This is a genomic window from Pseudomonas sp. PDM32, from assembly GCF_019219225.1.
Lineage (GTDB): Bacteria > Pseudomonadota > Gammaproteobacteria > Pseudomonadales > Pseudomonadaceae > Aquipseudomonas > Aquipseudomonas laurylsulfatiphila.
Genome location: NZ_JAHUWE010000005.1, coordinates 256,720 through 275,588, shown reverse-complemented (window position 1 = coordinate 275,588; position 18,869 = coordinate 256,720). Strand labels below are relative to the sequence as shown.

Annotated in this window: 17 protein-coding genes; 7 read left to right on the top strand and 10 right to left on the bottom strand. The window is 60.8% G+C overall.

Annotation, left to right across the window (positions count from 1 at the left end):
• Nucleotides 1-4: 4 nt before the first annotated feature.
• The 5 genes from rng to mreB form a co-directional block, all read right to left on the bottom strand.
• Entirely contained in the window at nucleotides 5-1,462 is a 1,458-nt protein-coding gene (gene rng / locus KW846_RS11855; RefSeq protein WP_007970246.1) for a ribonuclease G, read from the bottom strand.
• A 57-nt stretch (nucleotides 1,463-1,519) separates the two neighbouring features.
• Nucleotides 1,520-2,116 (bottom strand): nucleoside triphosphate pyrophosphatase, encoded by a 597-nt coding sequence (locus tag KW846_RS11850; RefSeq protein ID WP_218482348.1) that lies wholly within the window; start codon nucleotides 2,114-2,116, stop codon nucleotides 1,520-1,522.
• 32 nt (nucleotides 2,117-2,148) lie between these two features.
• Nucleotides 2,149-2,640 (bottom strand): rod shape-determining protein MreD, encoded by a 492-nt coding sequence (gene mreD / locus KW846_RS11845; protein ID WP_007970244.1) that lies wholly within the window; start codon nucleotides 2,638-2,640, stop codon nucleotides 2,149-2,151.
• The gene (mreC, locus tag KW846_RS11840; protein ID WP_218482516.1) at nucleotides 2,640-3,776 is read right to left on the bottom strand and encodes a rod shape-determining protein MreC; all 1,137 of its coding nucleotides are present in this window, start codon (nucleotides 3,774-3,776) and stop codon (nucleotides 2,640-2,642) included. Before mreC ends, mreD begins: the two co-directional genes overlap by 1 nt.
• Before the next feature lie 143 nt (nucleotides 3,777-3,919).
• The gene (gene mreB, locus KW846_RS11835; protein WP_002555108.1) at nucleotides 3,920-4,957 is read right to left on the bottom strand and encodes a rod shape-determining protein MreB; all 1,038 of its coding nucleotides are present in this window, start codon (nucleotides 4,955-4,957) and stop codon (nucleotides 3,920-3,922) included.
• A gap of 211 nt (nucleotides 4,958-5,168) precedes the next feature.
• On the opposite strand from mreB, the gene gatC reads away from it, so the two are divergent.
• The 7 genes from gatC to KW846_RS11800 all read left to right on the top strand — a co-directional run bounded on the left by gatC (nucleotide 5,169) and on the right by KW846_RS11800 (nucleotide 12,144).
• Nucleotides 5,169-5,456, top strand: a complete 288-nt coding sequence (gene gatC, locus KW846_RS11830) for an Asp-tRNA(Asn)/Glu-tRNA(Gln) amidotransferase subunit GatC (protein ID WP_007976465.1) — start codon at nucleotides 5,169-5,171, stop codon at nucleotides 5,454-5,456.
• Between the two features lie 16 nt (nucleotides 5,457-5,472).
• Nucleotides 5,473-6,924: an Asp-tRNA(Asn)/Glu-tRNA(Gln) amidotransferase subunit GatA gene (gatA, locus tag KW846_RS11825; RefSeq protein WP_007976467.1), complete on the top strand. Its 1,452-nt coding sequence runs from the start codon at nucleotides 5,473-5,475 to the stop codon at nucleotides 6,922-6,924.
• A 10-nt stretch (nucleotides 6,925-6,934) separates the two neighbouring features.
• A complete protein-coding gene (gene gatB / locus KW846_RS11820) occupies nucleotides 6,935-8,380 on the top strand; it encodes an Asp-tRNA(Asn)/Glu-tRNA(Gln) amidotransferase subunit GatB (RefSeq protein WP_218482347.1) in 1,446 nt (481 codons plus the stop codon).
• Nucleotides 8,381-8,604: 224 nt separating this feature from the next.
• The gene (locus KW846_RS11815; RefSeq protein ID WP_218482346.1) at nucleotides 8,605-8,979 is read left to right on the top strand and encodes a septal ring lytic transglycosylase RlpA family protein; all 375 of its coding nucleotides are present in this window, start codon (nucleotides 8,605-8,607) and stop codon (nucleotides 8,977-8,979) included.
• A 50-nt stretch (nucleotides 8,980-9,029) separates the two neighbouring features.
• Entirely contained in the window at nucleotides 9,030-10,091 is a 1,062-nt protein-coding gene (locus KW846_RS11810) for a calcium/sodium antiporter (RefSeq protein WP_218482345.1), read from the top strand.
• Nucleotides 10,088-10,468, top strand: coding sequence for a carboxymuconolactone decarboxylase family protein (locus KW846_RS11805; RefSeq protein ID WP_007976475.1), 381 nt, complete (start codon nucleotides 10,088-10,090; stop codon nucleotides 10,466-10,468). Before KW846_RS11810 ends, KW846_RS11805 begins: the two co-directional genes overlap by 4 nt.
• 230 nt (nucleotides 10,469-10,698) lie before the next feature.
• Nucleotides 10,699-12,144 (top strand): PhoPQ-activated pathogenicity-related family protein, encoded by a 1,446-nt coding sequence (locus KW846_RS11800; protein WP_256356692.1) that lies wholly within the window; start codon nucleotides 10,699-10,701, stop codon nucleotides 12,142-12,144.
• Here KW846_RS11800 and KW846_RS11795 read toward each other — a convergent pair.
• The 5 genes from KW846_RS11795 to kdgD form a co-directional block, all read right to left on the bottom strand.
• Entirely contained in the window at nucleotides 12,141-13,082 is a 942-nt protein-coding gene (locus tag KW846_RS11795; RefSeq protein ID WP_218482343.1) for an AEC family transporter, read from the bottom strand. The two genes, KW846_RS11800 and KW846_RS11795, sit on opposite strands and share 4 nt — an antisense overlap.
• A 159-nt stretch (nucleotides 13,083-13,241) precedes the next feature.
• Nucleotides 13,242-14,795 carry a galactarate dehydratase gene (garD, locus tag KW846_RS11790; protein ID WP_218482342.1) on the bottom strand — a complete coding sequence of 518 codons (1,554 nt, stop codon included), beginning with the start codon at nucleotides 14,793-14,795 and terminating at the stop codon, nucleotides 13,242-13,244.
• An 11-nt stretch (nucleotides 14,796-14,806) separates the two neighbouring features.
• Complete coding sequence (locus KW846_RS11785) at nucleotides 14,807-16,174, bottom strand: MFS transporter (protein WP_007976482.1); 1,368 nt, start codon at nucleotides 16,172-16,174, stop codon at nucleotides 14,807-14,809.
• Between the two features lie 203 nt (nucleotides 16,175-16,377).
• Nucleotides 16,378-17,823: an aldehyde dehydrogenase family protein gene (locus KW846_RS11780; RefSeq protein WP_102702310.1), complete on the bottom strand. Its 1,446-nt coding sequence runs from the start codon at nucleotides 17,821-17,823 to the stop codon at nucleotides 16,378-16,380.
• Between the two features lie 61 nt (nucleotides 17,824-17,884).
• Entirely contained in the window at nucleotides 17,885-18,796 is a 912-nt protein-coding gene (gene kdgD, locus KW846_RS11775) for a 5-dehydro-4-deoxyglucarate dehydratase (RefSeq protein ID WP_007976489.1), read from the bottom strand.
• Between the last annotated feature and the right edge of the window lie 73 nt (nucleotides 18,797-18,869).

The following is an 18,869-nucleotide window of genomic DNA, read 5'->3' as shown; positions in this document are numbered from 1 at the left end:
CGCTTCAGAGCAGCACCACGTCGTATTGTTCCTGGGAATACATGGTTTCGACCTGGAAACGGATGGTGCGCCCGATAAACCCTTCCAGCTCGGCGACGTTGCCCGACTCCTCGTCGAGCAGGCGGTCGACAACTTTCTGGTTGGCCAATACACGATAGCCCTCTGCCTGATAGGCGCGAGCCTCACGCAGGATTTCGCGAAAGATTTCGTAACACACGGTTTCCGGCGTCTTGAGCTTGCCGCGCCCCTGACAGGCGTTGCACGGCTCGCACAAGACTTGTTCAAGGCTTTCGCGGGTGCGCTTGCGGGTCATCTGCACCAGGCCCAACTCGGTGATACCGATGATGTTGGTCTTGGCGTGATCGCGTTCCAGTTGCTTCTCGAGCGTGCGCAACACCTGGCGCTGGTGCTCTTCATCTTCCATGTCGATGAAGTCGATGATGATGATTCCGCCAAGGTTGCGCAGGCGCAATTGACGGGCGATGGCCGTCGCGGCTTCGAGGTTGGTCTTGAAGATGGTTTCTTCGAGGTTGCGATGGCCGACGAACGCCCCGGTGTTGACGTCGATGGTGCTCATGGCTTCCGCCGGATCGACCACCAGATATCCGCCGGACTTGAGCGGGACCTTGCGTTCGAGGGCCTTCTGGATTTCGTCTTCGACGCCGTACAGGTCGAAAATCGGCCGCTCGCCCGGGTAATGCTCCAGACGGTCGGCAATCTCCGGCATCAATTCGGCGACGAATTGCGTGGTCTTCTGGAAGGTTTCCCGGGAGTCGATGCGGATCTTCTCGATTTTCGGGCTTACCAGGTCACGCAGGGTGCGCAGCGCCAGACCGAGGTCTTCGTAGATCACGCTGGGCGCGCTGATGGTTTTGATCTGGGCGCTGATCTGATCCCAGAGCCTTCGAAGGTAGCGGATGTCCATGAGAATTTCATCGGCGCCGGCGCCTTCGGCTGCCGTGCGCAGTATGAAACCGCCGGCCTCCTTGATACCTTCCTTGGCCACGCAATCGGTGACCACTTGCTTGAGACGTTCGCGCTCGGCTTCGTCTTCGATCTTCAGGGAAATCCCGACATGGGCCGTACGCGGCATGTACACCAGGTAGCGTGAAGGGATCGACAGCTGGGTGGTCAGGCGTGCGCCTTTGGAACCGATCGGGTCCTTGGTCACTTGCACCACCAGGCTCTGGCCTTCGTGCACCAGTGCGCTGATGCTCTCGACCGCCGGGCCTTCGCGCAGGGAAATTTCCGACGCGTGAATGAACGCCGCGCGATCCAGGCCGATATCGACGAATGCCGCCTGCATCCCCGGCAATACCCGCACGACTTTGCCTTTATAGATGTTGCCGACGATCCCGCGCTTTTGCGTACGCTCGACGTGGACCTCTTGCAGGACACCGTTTTCGACCACCGCCACGCGCGACTCCATCGGCGTGATGTTGATCAGGATCTCTTCACTCATGGCAGGGTCTCGTTCAGGCATGTTCACGATAATGGCCGCATCTGTTCAGAACGTTGCTTAGCGTGCGTTCCGGGTTTGCCAACAGGGTATGCCGAAATGGCCGAGCAGTTCCGCGGTTTCGCAAAGCGGCAGTCCGACCACTGCTGAATAACTTCCATTGAGCCCGGCGACAAACACCGCACCCAGTCCTTGAATGCCATAACCGCCCGCCTTGTCCTGTGGTTCACCGCTGGCCCAGTAGGCCACGGCTTCATCACGACTGATATCCCGAAAACGCACGCGACTGGTGACAACCCGGGACTCGCAGCGTTCGTCGTCCAGCAGCGCAATCGCGGTCAGGACTTCATGCTCACACCCTGACAACATCATCAGCATGGCGCAGGCATCCGCTTGATCAACCGGTTTGCCGAGAATTTTTCCATCGAGCACCACGGCGGTATCGGCTCCGAGCACGCAGAACGGCTCGTCAGACACGACACTGCCGCGCCCGGCCTCGGCCTTGCCGCGCGCCAGACGCTCGACATAGGCCGAAGGGGATTCTTGATCTATAGGAGTTTCATCGATGTCCGCACTGACGGCGGAGAACGGAACGCCGATCTGCGTGAGCAATTCACGCCGGCGTGGCGAGCCAGAGGCGAGGTACAACCGTTTCATCAAGACCTCTCCCTGTCTAATGCCTGAGCGAATTAATTGATTTTGTAGCGTCGACGCAATCCGCGCAAACCGAAACTGATCCAGGGCCAGAGCAACGCACTGACCAGTGCCGGCAACACCAGCGCCAGCGTCGGCTGACGATTGCCGGTCAAGGCACTGAGCCAGAGTTGTACCAGCTGGGCGAGGCCGAAGATCACCAGGATCACCAGGCTCTGCTGCCACATCGGGAACATCCGCAGGCGTTGTTGCAGCGCCAGCACCAGATAGGTGATGAGCGTCAGGATCAAGGCATTCTGCCCCAGCAAGGTACCGTAGAGCACGTCTTCAGCCAGCCCCAGGCAAAACGCCGTCACCATCCCGACCGTCTGCGGCAGGTTCAACGCCCAGAATGCCAGCAACAAGGCCAGCCATAGCGGGCGCAGGATTTCCATGAATTGCGGCAATGGCGAAACGCTGAGGAGTAGACCGACGGCGAACGTCAGCCAGACTATCCAGCCGTTTCGGGATGCTTTTACACCGCCCATTATTCTCTCCCCACTGGAGTGGCCGGCGCGGAGACTGGCGGTTTGGCGGCAGGCTTCGCGGCAGCGGGTTGCGCCGCCGGCGGTTTAGCCGCCGCAGGATGCGTGGCCACAGGCTTGGCTGGCGTGGTGGCTGGCTTGACGGGTGCGGTGGCCGCAGGCGCCGCCGTGGCAGGTATCGCCGGTGCGGCGGCCGGTGCGGCGGGGACCGCGGGGCTGACCAGTTTCGGAACCGTCGCCGGAATGGTCGGCCCACCGCCCTGTGCATCCAGGCTTTCCTGGGCCTGGGCGGCAGCGTTGGCGCGTTCTTCCGGGGTACGGGTGTCGCTGAACACCAGCAGCAGGTAGCGGCTGCGGTTCAAGGCGGCGGTCGGAATGGCGCGGACAATGGCAAACGGCTGACCGGAGTCGTGAATCACTTCCTTGACCGTCGCCACCGGATAACCGGCCGGGAAACGTTGGCCGAGACCAGAGCTAACCAGCAAGTCGCCTTCCTTGATGTCGGCGGTATCGGCCACATGCCGCAACTCGAGGCGCTCCGGGTTGCCGGTGCCACTGGCGATCGCCCGCAAACCGTTACGGTTCACCTGCACCGGAATGCTGTGGGTGGTGTCGGTCAGCAGCAGGACGCGAGAGGTGTAGGGCATCAACTCGACCACCTGGCCCATCAGGCCACGAGCGTCGAGTACCGGCTGACCGAGGACCACGCCGTCGCGCTCACCTTTATTGATGATGATGCGATGGGTGAAGGGGTTGGGGTCCATGCCGATCAACTCGGCCACTTCGACCTTCTCGTTGACCAGTGCCGAAGAGTTGAGCAACTCGCGCAGCCGAACGTTCTGCTCGGTCAGGGCGGCAAGCTTCTGCATGCGCCCCTGCAACAGCAGGTTCTCGGTCTTGAGTTTTTCGTTTTCGGCGACGAGTTCGGTCCGGCTGCCAAACTGACTGGCAACGCCTTCCCACAGTCGTCCGGGCAGGTCGGTGATCCAGTAGGCGTCCATCAGCACCAGCGACATCTGGCTGCGTGCAGGCTTGAGCAGACTGAAACGGGCATCGACCACCATCAGCGCGACCGATAGCACGACCAGCACCAACAGGCGCACGCCCAATGAAGGGCCCTTGGTGAAAAGCGGTTTAATAAGCCGCTCCTCCCAGGCAAATGTTCTGTTTATTCATACGGCAGCAATCCGGCCTGGATGCAGACTGACAGAAGATAAACGCGAACAGGCAGCACTGCAAAGTGCCGCCTGCGCGCTCAACAGCATAGAAGCGATCCGGCGACTTATTCGCTGGAAAGCAGGTCCATGGTGTGTTTATCCATCATTTCCAATGCACGGCCACCGCCGCGAGCAACGCAGGTCAGCGGGTCTTCGGCAACGATCACCGGCAGACCGGTTTCCTGGGCCAGCAACTTGTCCAGGTCACGCAGCAAGGCGCCACCACCGGTCAGTACCAGGCCGCGCTCGGCGATGTCGGAAGCCAGTTCCGGAGGCGATTGCTCCAGGGCGCTTTTCACGGCCTGAACGATGGTTGCCAGGGACTCTTGCAGAGCTTCCAGCACTTCGTTGGAGTTCAGGGTGAATGCGCGTGGAACGCCTTCGGCCAGGTTACGGCCACGAACGTCGACTTCGCGAACTTCGCCGCCCGGGTAGGCCGTGCCGATTTCCTGCTTGATGCGCTCGGCGGTGGATTCACCGATCAGGCTGCCGTAGTTGCGACGCACATAGGTGATGATCGCTTCGTCGAAGCGGTCGCCGCCAACGCGGACGGATTCGGCGTAAACCACACCGTTCAGGGAGATCAGCGCGATTTCGGTGGTACCGCCACCGATATCCACGACCATCGAACCGCGGGCTTCTTCAACCGGCAGGCCGGCACCGATCGCAGCGGCCATTGGCTCTTCGATCAGGAACACTTCACGGGCACCGGCGCCAAGGGCCGATTCGCGGATGGCGCGACGCTCAACCTGGGTGGATTTGCATGGAACGCAGATCAACACACGCGGGCTAGGCTGCAGAAAGCTGTTTTCGTGAACCTTGTTGATAAAATACTGCAGCATTTTTTCGCACACGCTGAAGTCGGCGATCACGCCGTCCTTCATCGGACGAATGGCAGCAATGTTGCCCGGAGTACGGCCGAGCATGCGCTTGGCTTCGGTGCCGACAGCAACGACACTTTTCTGGTTACCGTGTGTCCGAATGGCCACAACGGAGGGCTCATTCAGGACGATACCGCGCTCGCGCACGTAAATAAGGGTGTTGGCAGTGCCCAGGTCAATGGAAAGATCGCTGGAAAACATGCCACGCAGTTTCTTGAACATGGGAAAGGGACCCTAGGCAACGCGTGGGTAAAAAAGTGCGGCAAACTCTAACAACGACAGGGATTTTGGGCAAGGCGCCAATATGTTAAATTGGCCGCTTTTCTGTGCACCAAGCCCCACAATCGCGGCCTTATGACCGTAGAAGTGCGGTAGTGTTCCGACAATCTAACACACGGACGCCGTCCGTTTTGTTTTCCACTGGAGAATCCCAATGGCGCTAGAACGCTCCGACGTGGAAAAAATCGCTCATCTGGCCTGTCTGGGCCTCAATGATGCCGATCTTCCACACATCACTTCGGCCCTCAACAGCATTCTCGGGCTGGTCGACGAAATGCAGGCGGTCAATACCGACGGTATCGAACCGCTGGCCCACCCGCTGGAAGCCAGCCAGCGCCTGCGCGCGGACGTCGTGACCGAGACCAATAACCGCGAGGCCTACCAGTCCATCGCACCAGCGGTCGAAAACGGCCTGTACCTGGTTCCGAAAGTCATCGACTAAAGGGAAAGAGCCTGCAATGCATCAATTGACTCTGGCCGAGATCGCCCGCGGACTCGCCGATAAAAAGTTTTCCTCCGAAGAGCTGACCAAAGTCCTGCTGGCGCGCATCGCCCAGCTCGATCCACAGCTCAACAGTTTCATCAGCCTCACCGAAGACCTGGCGCTGACGCAGGCGAAAGCCGCTGACGCCCGCCGGGCCAATGGAGAGAGCGGCGCCCTGCTCGGCGCGCCGATCGCCCACAAAGACCTGTTCTGCACCCAGGGCATTCGCACCAGTTGCGGCTCGAAGATGCTCGACAACTTTAAAGCACCGTACGACGCCACTGTCGTCGCCAAGCTGGCTGCCGCCGGGGCCGTGACCCTGGGCAAGACCAACATGGACGAATTCGCCATGGGTTCGGCCAACGAGTCGAGCTACTACGGCGCGGTGAAAAACCCGTGGAACCTGGAACACGTGCCGGGCGGTTCGTCCGGTGGTTCGGCGGCGGCGGTGGCCGCTCGTCTGTTGCCGGCAGCCACCGGCACCGACACCGGTGGTTCGATCCGTCAGCCGGCGGCCCTGACCAACCTCACCGGCCTGAAACCGACGTACGGTCGCGTTTCGCGCTGGGGCATGATCGCCTACGCCTCCAGCCTCGATCAGGGCGGCCCGTTGGCGCGCACGGCCGAAGACTGCGCGATTTTGTTGCAAGGTATGGCCGGCTTCGATCCGAACGACTCCACCAGCATCGATGAACCCGTGCCGGACTACAGCGCCAGCCTCAACGGCTCGCTGCAAGGCCTGCGTATCGGTGTGCCGAAGGAATACTTCAGCGCCGGTCTCGACCCGCGCATTGCCGAACTGATCCACAACAGCATCAAGGAGCTGGAAAAACTCGGCGCCGTGATCAAGGAAATCAGCCTGCCGAACATGCAGCACGCGATTCCTGCGTACTACGTGATCGCCCCGGCGGAAGCCTCTTCCAACCTGTCGCGTTTCGACGGCGTACGCTTCGGCTATCGCTGCGAAGACCCGAAAAACCTGGAAGACCTGTACAAGCGCTCCCGTGGCGAAGGTTTCGGCGCGGAAGTGCAGCGCCGGATCATGGTCGGTGCCTACGCGCTGTCCGCCGGTTACTACGATGCCTACTACCTCAAGGCGCAGAAGATCCGTCGCTTGATCAAGAACGACTTCATGGCGGCCTTTAATGAGGTCGACATCATCCTCGGCCCAACCACGCCGAACCCGGCCTGGAAGCTCGGCGCCAAGAACAGCGACCCGGTCGCTGCGTACCTGGAAGACGTCTACACCATCACCGCCAACCTCGCCGGCCTGCCGGGCCTGTCGATGCCGGCCGGTTTTGTCGACGGTCTGCCGGTTGGCGTGCAACTGCTCGCCCCGTATTTCCAGGAAGGTCGCCTGTTGAACGTTGCCCACCAGTATCAGCTCAACACTGACTGGCACACCCGCACCCCAACCGGCTTCTGAGGAGACACACATGCAATGGGAAGTCGTGATCGGGCTGGAGATTCACACCCAGCTCACCACCCGGTCGAAAATCTTTTCCGGTAGTTCCACCACGTTCGGCTCCGAGCCGAACACCCAGGCCAGCCTGGTAGACCTGGGCATGCCCGGCGTGTTGCCGGTGCTGAACCAGGAAGCGGTGCGCATGGCGGTGATGTTCGGTCTGGCGATTGACGCCGAGATCGGCCAGCACAACGTGTTCGCCCGTAAAAACTACTTCTATCCGGACCTGCCCAAGGGCTACCAGATCAGCCAGATGGAATTGCCGATCGTCGGCAAGGGCCACCTGGACATCGCCCTGGAAGACGGCACGGTCAAACGTGTCGGCATCACCCGCGCGCACCTTGAAGAAGACGCCGGCAAGAGCCTGCACGAAGAATTCAGCGGCGCCAGCGGCATCGACCTGAACCGTGCCGGCACGCCGCTGCTGGAAATCGTTTCCGAACCGGACATGCGCAGCGCCAAGGAAGCCGTGGCTTACGTCAAGGCGATCCACGCGCTGGTGCGCTACCTGGGCATCTGCGACGGCAACATGGCCGAAGGCTCGCTGCGTTGCGACTGCAACGTGTCGATCCGTCCGAAAGGCCAGGTCGAATTCGGCACCCGCTGCGAGATCAAGAACGTCAACTCGTTCCGCTTCATCGAGAAAGCGATCAACAGCGAAATCCAGCGTCAGATCGAGTTGATCGAAGACGGCGGCAAGGTGATCCAGCAGACCCGCCTGTACGATCCGAACAAGGACGAAACCCGTCCGATGCGCAGCAAAGAGGAAGCCAACGACTACCGTTACTTCCCCGATCCGGACCTGCTGCCAGTCGTGATCGAAAACACCTTCCTCGACGACGTGCGCGCCACCCTGCCGGAATTGCCGCCGCAGAAGCGCGAGCGCTTCCAGGCGCAGTTCGGTCTGTCGGCGTATGACGCCAACGTGCTGGCCACCAGCCGCGAGCAGGCGGACTACTTCGAGAAGGTCGCAAGCATCAGCGGCGACGCCAAGCTGGCGGCGAACTGGGTGATGGTCGAGTTGGGCAGCCTGCTCAACAAGCAAGGCCTGGACATCGAAGATTCGCTGGTTTCCGCCGAGCTTCTGGGCGGCATGCTACTGCGCATCAAGGACAACACCATCTCCGGCAAGATCGCCAAGGTCGTGTTTGAAGCGATGGCGAACGGCGAAGGCAGCGCGGACGAGATCATCGACAAGCGCGGCCTCAAGCAAGTGACCGACACTGGCGCGATCTCGGCAGTGCTGGACGAAATGCTCGCGGCCAACGCCGAGCAGGTCGAACAATACCGCGCGGCAGACGAAGCCAAGCGCGGCAAGATGTTCGGCTTCTTCGTCGGCCAGGCCATGAAAGCTTCCAAAGGCAAGGCCAACCCGCAACAGGTCAACGAACTGCTGAAAAGCAAGCTCGAAGGCTGATGAGAATGGAGCCAGCTCTAAATACTGGCTCTATTTCCTGTGGGAGCGAGCTTTTATGGCGAGGGGGCTTGCCCCCGTTGGGTCGCGAAGCGGCCCCAATTTCCGGATTCGGTTTGTATCTGACAAATCGTGTTTCGAAATTTTGGGACTGCTGCGCAGTCCAACGGGGGCAAGCCCCCTCGCCACATTGGCTCTATCCCACAACTGTTTCGGGAAAACCTTGAATGAAACGTCTGCTTGGCGCCTGCGCCCTCCTCTCGCTCCTCGCCGGTTGCGCCAGCACCGACACCGTCGACCCGCACGGCTACGACAAAACCGGCGTGGCGTCGTACTACGGTTCCAAACACCAAGGCAAACGCACCGCCAGCGGCGAGCGCTTCGACAAGAATTCCATGACCGCCGCCCATCGCCAGCTACCCTTCGGTACGCGGGTGAAGGTCACCAACCTGAATAACGACAAGTCCTGCGTGGTTCGCATCAATGATCGCGGGCCGCACACCCGTGGCCGCCTGATCGACCTGTCCCAGGAAGCCGCCGAGCGCCTGGGCATGCTGCGCAGCGGCACCGCGCGGGTTCGCGTGCAAGCCCTCGACGACTGACCGATGGAGCCCCGACCATTTTCGGACTAGCCGACTTACCCCTGATCAGTGTGATCGAATTGCTCAGCGGATTGTTCCTGCTGATTGTCGGCGCCGAATTGATGGTGCGCGCCGCCGTACGCATCGCCGCGCGCTTGCACATACGCCCCCTGATCATCGGCCTGACCATCGTCGCCCTCGGCAGCAGCGCACCGCAGATGGCGGTCAGCCTGCAGGCGACCCTGGCGCAGAATGTCGACATCGCCGTCGGCAGCGTGATCGGCAGCAGCATTTTCAACATCCTCGTCACCCTCGGGCTGTCCGCCCTGATCATTCCTTTACGGGTTTCCCGGCAACTGGTGCGCCTGGATATTCCACTGATGATCGGTGCCAGCCTGCTGGTGTTCGTACTCGCCTGGAATGAAGAACTGACCCGTGTCGACGGCGTGATGCTGCTGACGGCACTGGCGATATACCTGGGCTTGCTGCTGCGCCAGTCGCGGCACTCGGCACGCCCGGTATCGAGCCATGACCATCATGCGCAAGCGCCATGGCTGAGCAGCCTGCTGATGATCGTCGCCGGGCTGGCGATGCTGGTGTACGCGGGGCACTTGCTGCTGGGCGCCGCGGTTGCGGTCGCCACCGATCTCGGGTTGTCGGAGCGGATCATCGGCCTGACCATCGTCGCCGTCAGCACCTCACTGCCTGAGCTCGCCACTTCGTTGATTGCAGCAATGCGTGGCGAACGTGATATCGCCGTGGGCAACGTGATTGGCAGCAACCTGTTCAACCTTCTGGGTGTGCTCGGCTTTACTGCGCTGGTGGCACCGTCGCCGCTGTCGGTGTCGCCCAACGCCCTGGATTTCGACCTGCCGGTGATGCTCGGCGTCGCGGCGCTGTGCCTGCCGGTGTTCTACTCCGGTTACCGCGTGACCCGCGCCGAAGGCCTGCTGTTTCTGGGTCTGTATCTGGCGTATGGGCTGCACGTGGTGTCGTTCACCACCGGCATGCCACTGGCCGGCAAGCTGGAACACCTGATGCTGTTTTTCGTCCTGCCGGCACTGGTGGCGTTTTTGCTCTTCACGTCGCTACGCGCCTGGCATCGCCAACACCATAAGAAGGAAGTCCCATGACCGAGAATAAGAAAACCGGCGTTGAAGTTCGTCGCCAAGTAATGGGCGACGCCTTCGTCGACCGCGCACTGGGCAATGCCACCGAGTTCACCCAGCCGCTGCAGGACTTTGTCAATGAACACGCCTGGGGCGGCGTGTGGAATCGCGAAGGCCTGCCGCTGAAAACCCGCAGCCTGATCACCCTCGCCGCCCTGACCGCGCTCAAGTGCCCGCAGGAATTGAAAGGCCACGTGCGCGGGGCCTTGAACAACGGCTGCACCGTGGAGGAAATTCGCGAGGCGTTGCTGCATTGCGCGGTGTATGCCGGCGTGCCGGCGGCGATCGATGCGTTCAGGGCGGCGCAGGAAGTGATCGACAGCTATCAGAAACCGGAGTGATCTACCCACTCGGTAACGCTTGTGGTTGAACAGTTCAACCACATATTTCGACAATAAAAGCCCCTCTGCCAAACCTGTTCCCGCACGCCTCTTTTCGACACACTGCGCCGACAAAAAACCCGACGGGGAACAGTCGGTGCAGCTTTGCTGTACTCAGGATCAGAACCTTTCCCCGCATCACAAGGAAGGTTCCCATGGGATTGAACGCCAGGTTCGCATTGTCAAAATTGATGTTATCCAGCCTGCTCGTCAGCAGTTCGATACACGCCTCAACCCAAGCGTGTTTCGACGCCAGCAACCAGGACTTCAGCGAAGTACTTGCTTGCTACAAGAAAGCCGCAGACGCCAATCCGCTGATTTACTCCGTCAAAGGCAACACGCCATTTCCCGGTGTGGAGAAGCGCAGTTTCGACCTGTCCTCCCAGCAATGGTCGCCACAAGGACTGGTTAGCCCCACCCAGTGGAAACACACTGTGGACATCTACATCCCGGACAATGCCCTGCACGGCCAGTCGCTGCTGGTGGCCAACAACGGAACCTCCAACGCCGGGCCGGACAACGCCGACGAACCGACGGACTTTACCGAAGCCATGGCCCTTGAAGTGGCGCGTAGCACACGCACGATTGTCATTTCCGTCAGCAATGTCCCGAACCAGTACCTGACCTATGCCGATGACGGCATAGCCCGCACGGAAGATGCCAGCGTCGCCCACAGCTGGAAGCTCTTTCTCGACGCCCCGCTCCAGCGCCCGTACATGTCGGTGCGCCTGCCGATGGTGGTGTCGATGGTCAAGGCCATGGACCTCGCGCAAAGGGAACTGCAGCCTTGGGGGATAGAGCGTTTCATCGCCAGCGGCGCCTCAAAACGTGGCTGGACCACCTGGCTGGCAGCCATCGCCGATGACCGGATCACAGCCATCGTGCCATTTGTCATCGACGTGCTGGGCATGGATAACGTGCTTGAGCATACCTATCAAAGCTACGGCAAGAACTGGCCATTGGCGTTCTTTGACTACCATCACGAGGGCATCACCCAACAGATCAAGACTGAAAATTTCGCCCGATTGATGAAAATAGAAGATCCGCTCAGCTATCTGCAGACCCGCTATGCCGATCGCCTGGCAATCCCGAAATACATCGTCAACGCCAGCAGCGACGACTTCTTCCTGCCCGACAATTCACAGTTTTTCTTCGATCAGCTACCCGGCCCGAAAGCCTTGCGAGTCGCTCCCAATGCGAGCCACTACGGCATCAACCGGTTCGTCGAGAACTCGCTGATACCGGTCATCAATCGCTGGCAACAGGACAAGCCTTTGCCGGTCATCTCCATGCGCGCCAACCCGCATGATTCAACACAAAAGGTGGGGCTGCACTTTTCCGAAGCACCGGTGCGAGTGGTTCAGTGGACCGCGATAAATCCGGTCGCCCGGGACTTTCGTCACCCCTGCGGCATCCAATATGTACCTGAAGACGTAAAGCTGACGGACCCGCTCAACGCCGACATGCAGACCGACACACCGGCAATTGGCTGGAAAGCGACCTTTGTCGAAACGACCTTTGCCGATGGCTTCGTCGTGACAACCCCGGTGCAGGTCATGCCCACGCACTATCCGACCCAGGCGCCTCCGGTGATCGAACCGGTGTGCAAAACCCTTGCAGATGAACAAGGGCGCTAAATCCACCCACCCCACTGCAAAAAAAAGATCCCCACATTGGTGGTGACCGCCGCCATCAGCGTGGTGATCACGATAATCGCCGCCGCCAGTTCATGATTGCCCTCGGCCGCCCGCGCCATCACAAAACTGGCGGCGGCGGTCGGGCTGCCGAAGTACAGAAACAGAATCCCCAATTCCGCGCCGCGAAAGCCCCACAACCACGCGCCCAGCGTCGCCAGTACCGGCAAGCCGATCATCTTCACCAGGCTTGAACTCAACGCCATGTTGCCGCTTTTGCGCAGCGCCGCCATGGACAAGGTGCCACCGATGCAGATCAGCGCCAGTGGCAAGGTAGTTTGCGCCAGGTACTGACCGGAGGTCTCCAGCCACCCTGGCAAGCCGATCTTGAAATAGGCGAAGGGCGCCGCCGCCATCACGCTGATGATCAGCGGATTGCTGAACACGCTTTTGCAGATGCTCCACGGATCGGACTTGATCACCGGGCTGTACACCGCCAGGACGATGGTCGAGAGCGTGTTGTAAAACAGGATCACCAGCGCCGCGAGGATCGCCCCCAGGGAAATCCCGTAGTCGCCGTACATGCTGGCCGCTAGCGCCAGGCCGATCACCCCGTTGTTACCGCGAAAGGCGCCCTGGGTGTAGATCCCCCGATCTTCCCGCGGACACTTCCAGATCGCCCAGCCCCAGGCGATGGCAAAACCCACCAGGGTCGCAAGGGAGAAATAGATCAGCAGCGCCGGCTGCAACGCCGCGTGCAGGTCGGCATGCAGGATGCCCAGAAACAGCAGCGCCGGCATGGTGACGTTGAACACCAGGGCCGACGCCGTGTGGATGAAGTTGTCGTTGATCCAGTCGATGCGCTTGAGCAGCACACCCAGAAACAGCATGGCGAATACCGGCGCGGTGATGTTCAGGGTTTCGAGGAATATTGCCAGCATGCCGGAGAGGACCTTGGGGTGGGCGTCGTTAGGGGGCTAATGATAAGCCACACCGGGCACATTAAGATCAAAAGATCGCAGCCTGCGGCAGCTCCTACATGGGAACGCGTGTTCTGTAGGAGCTGCCGCAGGCTGCGATCTTTTCCAGGCAACGCGGTCTCAGGTGATCGGCGCCGGGTTGAACAGGGTGATGTCGTTATGCAGCTTGTGCTGCTCGGCCCACGTCTGCTTCTTGCCGCTCGCCACATCCAGGTAGTAGTGAAACAGCTCCCAGCCCAGCTCCTCGATCGATGCGCGACCGGTGGCAATGCGCCCGGCGTCGATGTCGATCAGGTCCGGCCAGCGTTGCGCCAATTCGGTCCGGGTCGACACCTTCACCACCGGTGCCATGGCCAGCCCGTAAGGCGTGCCGCGACCGGTGGTGAACACGTGCAGGTTCATCCCTGCCGCCAGTTGCAGCGTCCCGCAGACAAAGTCGCTGGCCGGGGCCGCGCAGAAGATCAGGCCTTTGCGCTTGAAACGCTCGCCTGGGCCGAGCACGCCGTTGATCGCGCTGCTGCCGGACTTGACGATCGAGCCCAGGGACTTCTCGACAATGTTCGACAACCCGCCCTTCTTGTTGCCCGGCGTGGTGTTGGCGCTGCGGTCCGCTTCGCCCTTGGCCAGGTAACGGTCGTACCAGTCCATTTCCCGCACCAGTTCCTGGGCGACGTCCTGGTTTTCCGCGCGGGAGGTCAGCAGGTAAATGGCATCGCGCACTTCGGTGACTTCGGAAAACATCACCGTCGCACCGGCCCGCAGCAACAGGTCCGAGGCATAACCCAGCGCCGGGTTGGCGGTGATGCCGGAGAACGCATCACTGCCGCCACACTGCATGCCGAGAATCAGTTCGGACGCCGGCACGGTTTCCCGGCGACGTTGATCGAGTTTCTTCAAACGGGTTTCGGCCAGCGCCATGATCTGTTCGATCATCTCGGTGAAGCCGTGGCTGGAGTCCTGCAAGCGGTACAGCCATGGCTCGCTCAAATCCACCGAACTGTCGTTCTCGTGCATAACCTGCCCGGCCTGCAATTTCTCGCAGCCCAGGCTGATCACCAGCGCTTCGCCGCCCAGGTTCGGGTTGCGCGCGAGATTGCGCACCGTGCGAATCGGGATGTACGCGTCGGTCGCAGTGATGGCCACGCCACAGCCGTAGCTGTGGGTCAGCGCCACCACGTCATCGACGTGCGGGTACTTGGGCAGCAACTCGGCCTTGATGCGCTTGACCGCATGATCGAGCACACCGGTCACACATTGCACGGTGGTGGTGATGCCGAGAATGTTGCGCGTGCCGACGGTGCCGTCAGCGTTGCGATAACCCTCGAAGGTGAAGCCTTCCAGCGGTGCTTGCGCGGCGGGCACGTCGGTGCACAGCGGCAGGCTGTCCAGCGGTGGCGCGGTCGGCATGCGCAGTTGATCTTCCTTGACCCAGCTACCGCGGGGAATCGGCTGCAAGGCATAGCCGATGACCTGGCCGTAACGAATCACCTGGCCGCCCTCGGGAATGTCTTCCAAGGTGACCTTGTGGCTCTGAGGCACGAAATCCACGGTGACCAGGCCGTCGGCAAATTCGGTACCGGCCGGTACGCCCTGATCGTTGACCACGATCACTACGTTATCCCGCTCGTGCAGACGGATGTAGCGCGGCGAATCGGAATGTTCAATCAACTGCATGACGCCGCTCCTCAGGAATGCGCTTGAGACAATTTGCCAGGGGCTTCAGTACCATTCGCGGGAGGCTCTTTGAGCACCACACGCTTGATCGGACCCACGATCACCAGGTAGCTGAACACCGCGACCAGCGCGTTGCAACCGACGAACACCAGCGCCCACTTGAATGAACCGGTGGAGCTGATGATGTAGCCGATGACGATCGGAGTGGTAATCGAAGCCAGGTTACCGAAGGTGTTGAACAGGCCACCGCTCAGACCGGCGATCTGCTTGGGCGAAGTATCGGACACCACGGCCCAGCCCAGTGCGCCAACGCCTTTGCCGAAGAACGCCAGGGCCATGAAGCCGACGACCATCCATTCTACGTCGACGTAGTTGCATGCCACGATGCTGCTGGAAACCAGCAGGCCGGCAATGATCGGTGCCTTGCGGGCGAAGGTCAGGGAATGGCCTTTGCGCAACAGGTAATCGGAAATCACCCCGCCGAGCACGCCCCCGATGAAGCCGCAGATCGCCGGCAAGGACGCGATGAAACCGGCCTTGAGGATGGTCATGCCACGCTCCTGCACCAGGTACACCGGGAACCAGGTCAGGAAGAAGTAAGTGATGCCGTTGATGCAGTACTGGCCCAGGTACACGCCGAGCATCATGCGATTGGTCAGCAACTGACGGATGTAGTCCCATTTCGGGCCGTCGGTCTTCTTGCCTTTGCCCTTGTCCTGGTCCATGTCGACCATGCCGCCGTTGTCGGCGATGTGCTTGAACTCGGCATCGTTGATCATCGGATGTTGGCGCGGGCTGTAGATCACTTTCAGCCAGATCCCGGAGAAGATGATACCGATCACGCCCATGACGATGAACACGTGCTGCCAGCCGAAGCTGTAGACGATCCAGCCCATCAGCGGTGCGAACAACACAGTGGCAAAGTATTGCGCCGAGTTGAAGATCGCCGAGGCGGTGCCGCGTTCAGCGGTCGGAAACCAGGCGGCGACGATGCGCGCGTTGCCAGGGAAGGATGGCGCTTCGGCCAGGCCGACCAGAAAGCGCAGCATGAACAGCGCAACCACCGCCGTGGACATGCCGAACTCGCCGACATACCCCTGCAGGACGGTAAACAGCGACCAGGTGAAGATGCTCAGTGCATAGATTTTTTTCGAACCGAAACGGTCCAGCAACCAGCCACCGGGGATTTGCCCGGCCACGTAGGCCCAACCGAATGCGGAGAAGATATAACCGAGGGTGACCGCGTCGATGCCGAGGTCTTTTTGCAGGCTCGAGCCGGCGATGGCGATGGTCGCGCGGTCGGCGTAGTTGATCGTGGTCACCAGAAACAGCATGAGCAGGATCAGATAGCGGACGTGAGTCGGCTTGGTCGATTGCATGTTGATGTACTCCCACTGATTATTTTTATGCGCGGGTGAAGCTTGTGTCCTGTAGGAGCTGCCGCAGGCTGCGATCTTTTGATCTTTAGCGCCATCAAAGGCACCGAAAATAAAGATCAAAAGATCGCAGCCTGCGGCAGCTCCTACATGGGTTTGCGGTATCGGTGCCACCGGGGTGGCACCGGATACAGCGGTGTTGCGCGTTACGAACCGATGTAAGAGGTCTTCACGACCGTGTAGAACTCTTGCGCATAGCGACCTTGCTCACGTGATCCATAGGATGAACCTTTACGCCCACCGAACGGAACGTGGTAATCCACACCGGCGGTCGGCAGGTTGACCATCACCATCCCGGCCTGGGAGTGGCGCTTGAAGTGGTTGGCATATTTCAGCGAGGTGGTGGCAATGCCCGCCGACAGCCCGAACTCGGTGTCGTTGGCCATGGCCAGCGCGGCTTCGTAATCGGCGACGCGGACGATGTTGGCCACCGGGCCGAAGATCTCTTCGCGGCTGATGCGCATCGACGCTTCGCTGTCGGCAAACAGGGTCGGCGCGAGGAAGTAGCCCTCGGTGTCACAGGTCACCAGACCACCGCCGCTGACCAGACGTGCACCTTCGGACTGGCCGATGTCGATGTACTTCATGTCCTGTTCAAGCTGCGCTTGCGAGACCACCGGACCGATGTCGGTGCCAGCCTTCAACGCGTGGCCGACCTTGATCGACTTCATGCGTTCGGCCATGGCTTCGACGAACTTGTCGTGAATCCCGGCGGTGACGATGAAGCGACTGGATGCGGTGCAACGCTGGCCGGTGGAGTAGAACGCGCTCTGCACCGACAGCTCGACCGCTTGCTTGAGGTCGGCATCGTCGAGAATGATCTGCGGGTTCTTGCCGCCCATTTCCAGCTGGACCTTGGCCTGACGCGACACGCAGTTCACAGCGATCTGACGACCCACACCCACCGAACCGGTGAAGCTGATGCCATCGACTTTCGGGCTGTTAACCAGCGCTTCACCGACTACGCGACCGCTGCCCATCACCAGGTTGAACACGCCGGCCGGGAAACCGGCGCGGGAGATAATTTCCGCCAGGGCCCAGGCGCAACCTGGTACCAGGTCCGCCGGTTTGAGCACGACGCAGTTGCCGTAGGCCAGGGCCGGGGCGATTTTCCACGAAGGGATCGCGATCGGGAAGTTCCACGGGGTGATCAGACCGACCACGCCCAAGGCTTCGCGAGTGACTTCAACGTTGACGCCCGGACGTACGGACGGCAGGTAGTCGCCGGACAGACGCAGGCATTCACCGGCGAAGAACTTGAAGATGTTGCCGGCGCGGGTCACTTCGCCGATGGCTTCGGGCAGGGTCTTGCCCTCTTCCCGGGCCAGCAGGGTGCCGAGTTCTTCGCGACGGGCGAGGATTTCAGTGCCGACTTTATCCAGGGAATCGTGGCGCGCCTGGATGCCGGAAGTGGACCACGCCGGGAACGCGGCACGGGCGGCGTCGATGGCGGCGTTGACCTGGGCCAGGTCAGCCTTGGCGTAATCGCCGATGGCATCGGTCAGTTCGGACGGGTTGATGTTGGTCGAGTAATCGCCGCCGGAAACCCACTCGCCGTTGATGTAGTTATCGAAACGCTTTGCATCTGCCACTTTAAGATCTCCTCACGCAAAAAGCCGCTGATTGCTCAGCGGCCTTACTTAATCGGATGTGTTACTGCGCACCCTGCTTGTCGATCAGCGCGGCGAGCATTTCATACTCTTCGCCGGTCAGATCGGTCAGCGGTGCACGCACAGGACCCGCGTCGTAGCCGGCAATTTTTGCCCCGGCCTTGACGATGCTCACGGCATAACCCGCCTTGCGGTTACGGATGTCCAGGTACGGCAGGAAGAAGTCGTCGATGATCTTGCCGACGGTGGCGTGATCTTCGCGAGCGATCGCGTGATAGAAATCCATCGCGGTTTTCGGGATGAAGTTGAACACCGCCGAGGAGTAGACCGGCACGCCCAGCGCCTTGTAGGCCGCGGCGTAGACTTCGGCGGTCGGCAAACCACCCAGGTAGCTGAAACGATCACCGAGGCGGCGACGGATCGACACCATCAACTCGATGTCACCCAGGCCATCCTTGTAGCCGATCAGGTTCGGGCAGCGCTCGGCCAAGCGTTCCAGCAGCGGCGCGGTCAGGCGGCAGACGTTACGGTTGTAGACCACCACGCCGATGTTGACCGATTTGCACACGGCTTCAACGTGGGCGGCAACGCCGTCCTGGCTGGCTTCGGTCAGGTAGTGCGGCAGCAGCAACAGGCCCTTGGCACCCAGACGCTCGGCTTCCTGTGCGTACTCGATGGCCTGGCGGGTCGAACCGCCCACGCCGGCCAGGATTGGTACGCTGGTGGCGCAAGTGTCGACTGCAGTCTTGATGATTTCCGAATATTCGCTGGCCGCCAGAGAGAAGAACTCACCGGTGCCGCCCGCGGCGAACAGCGCCGAAGCGCCGTATGGGGCCAGCCATTCGAGACGCTTGATATAACCCGCGCGATTGAAGTCGCCCTGAGCATTGAAATCGGTAACCGGGAAAGACAGCAGACCGGAAGAGAGGATGGACTTCAGTTCTTGTGGATTCATTATTCGAACACCCTGGATAGCGACGTTGTGTGAGAAAACCGTTCAGCCTGCGCCGAAGTTGTAGGTCATCGTA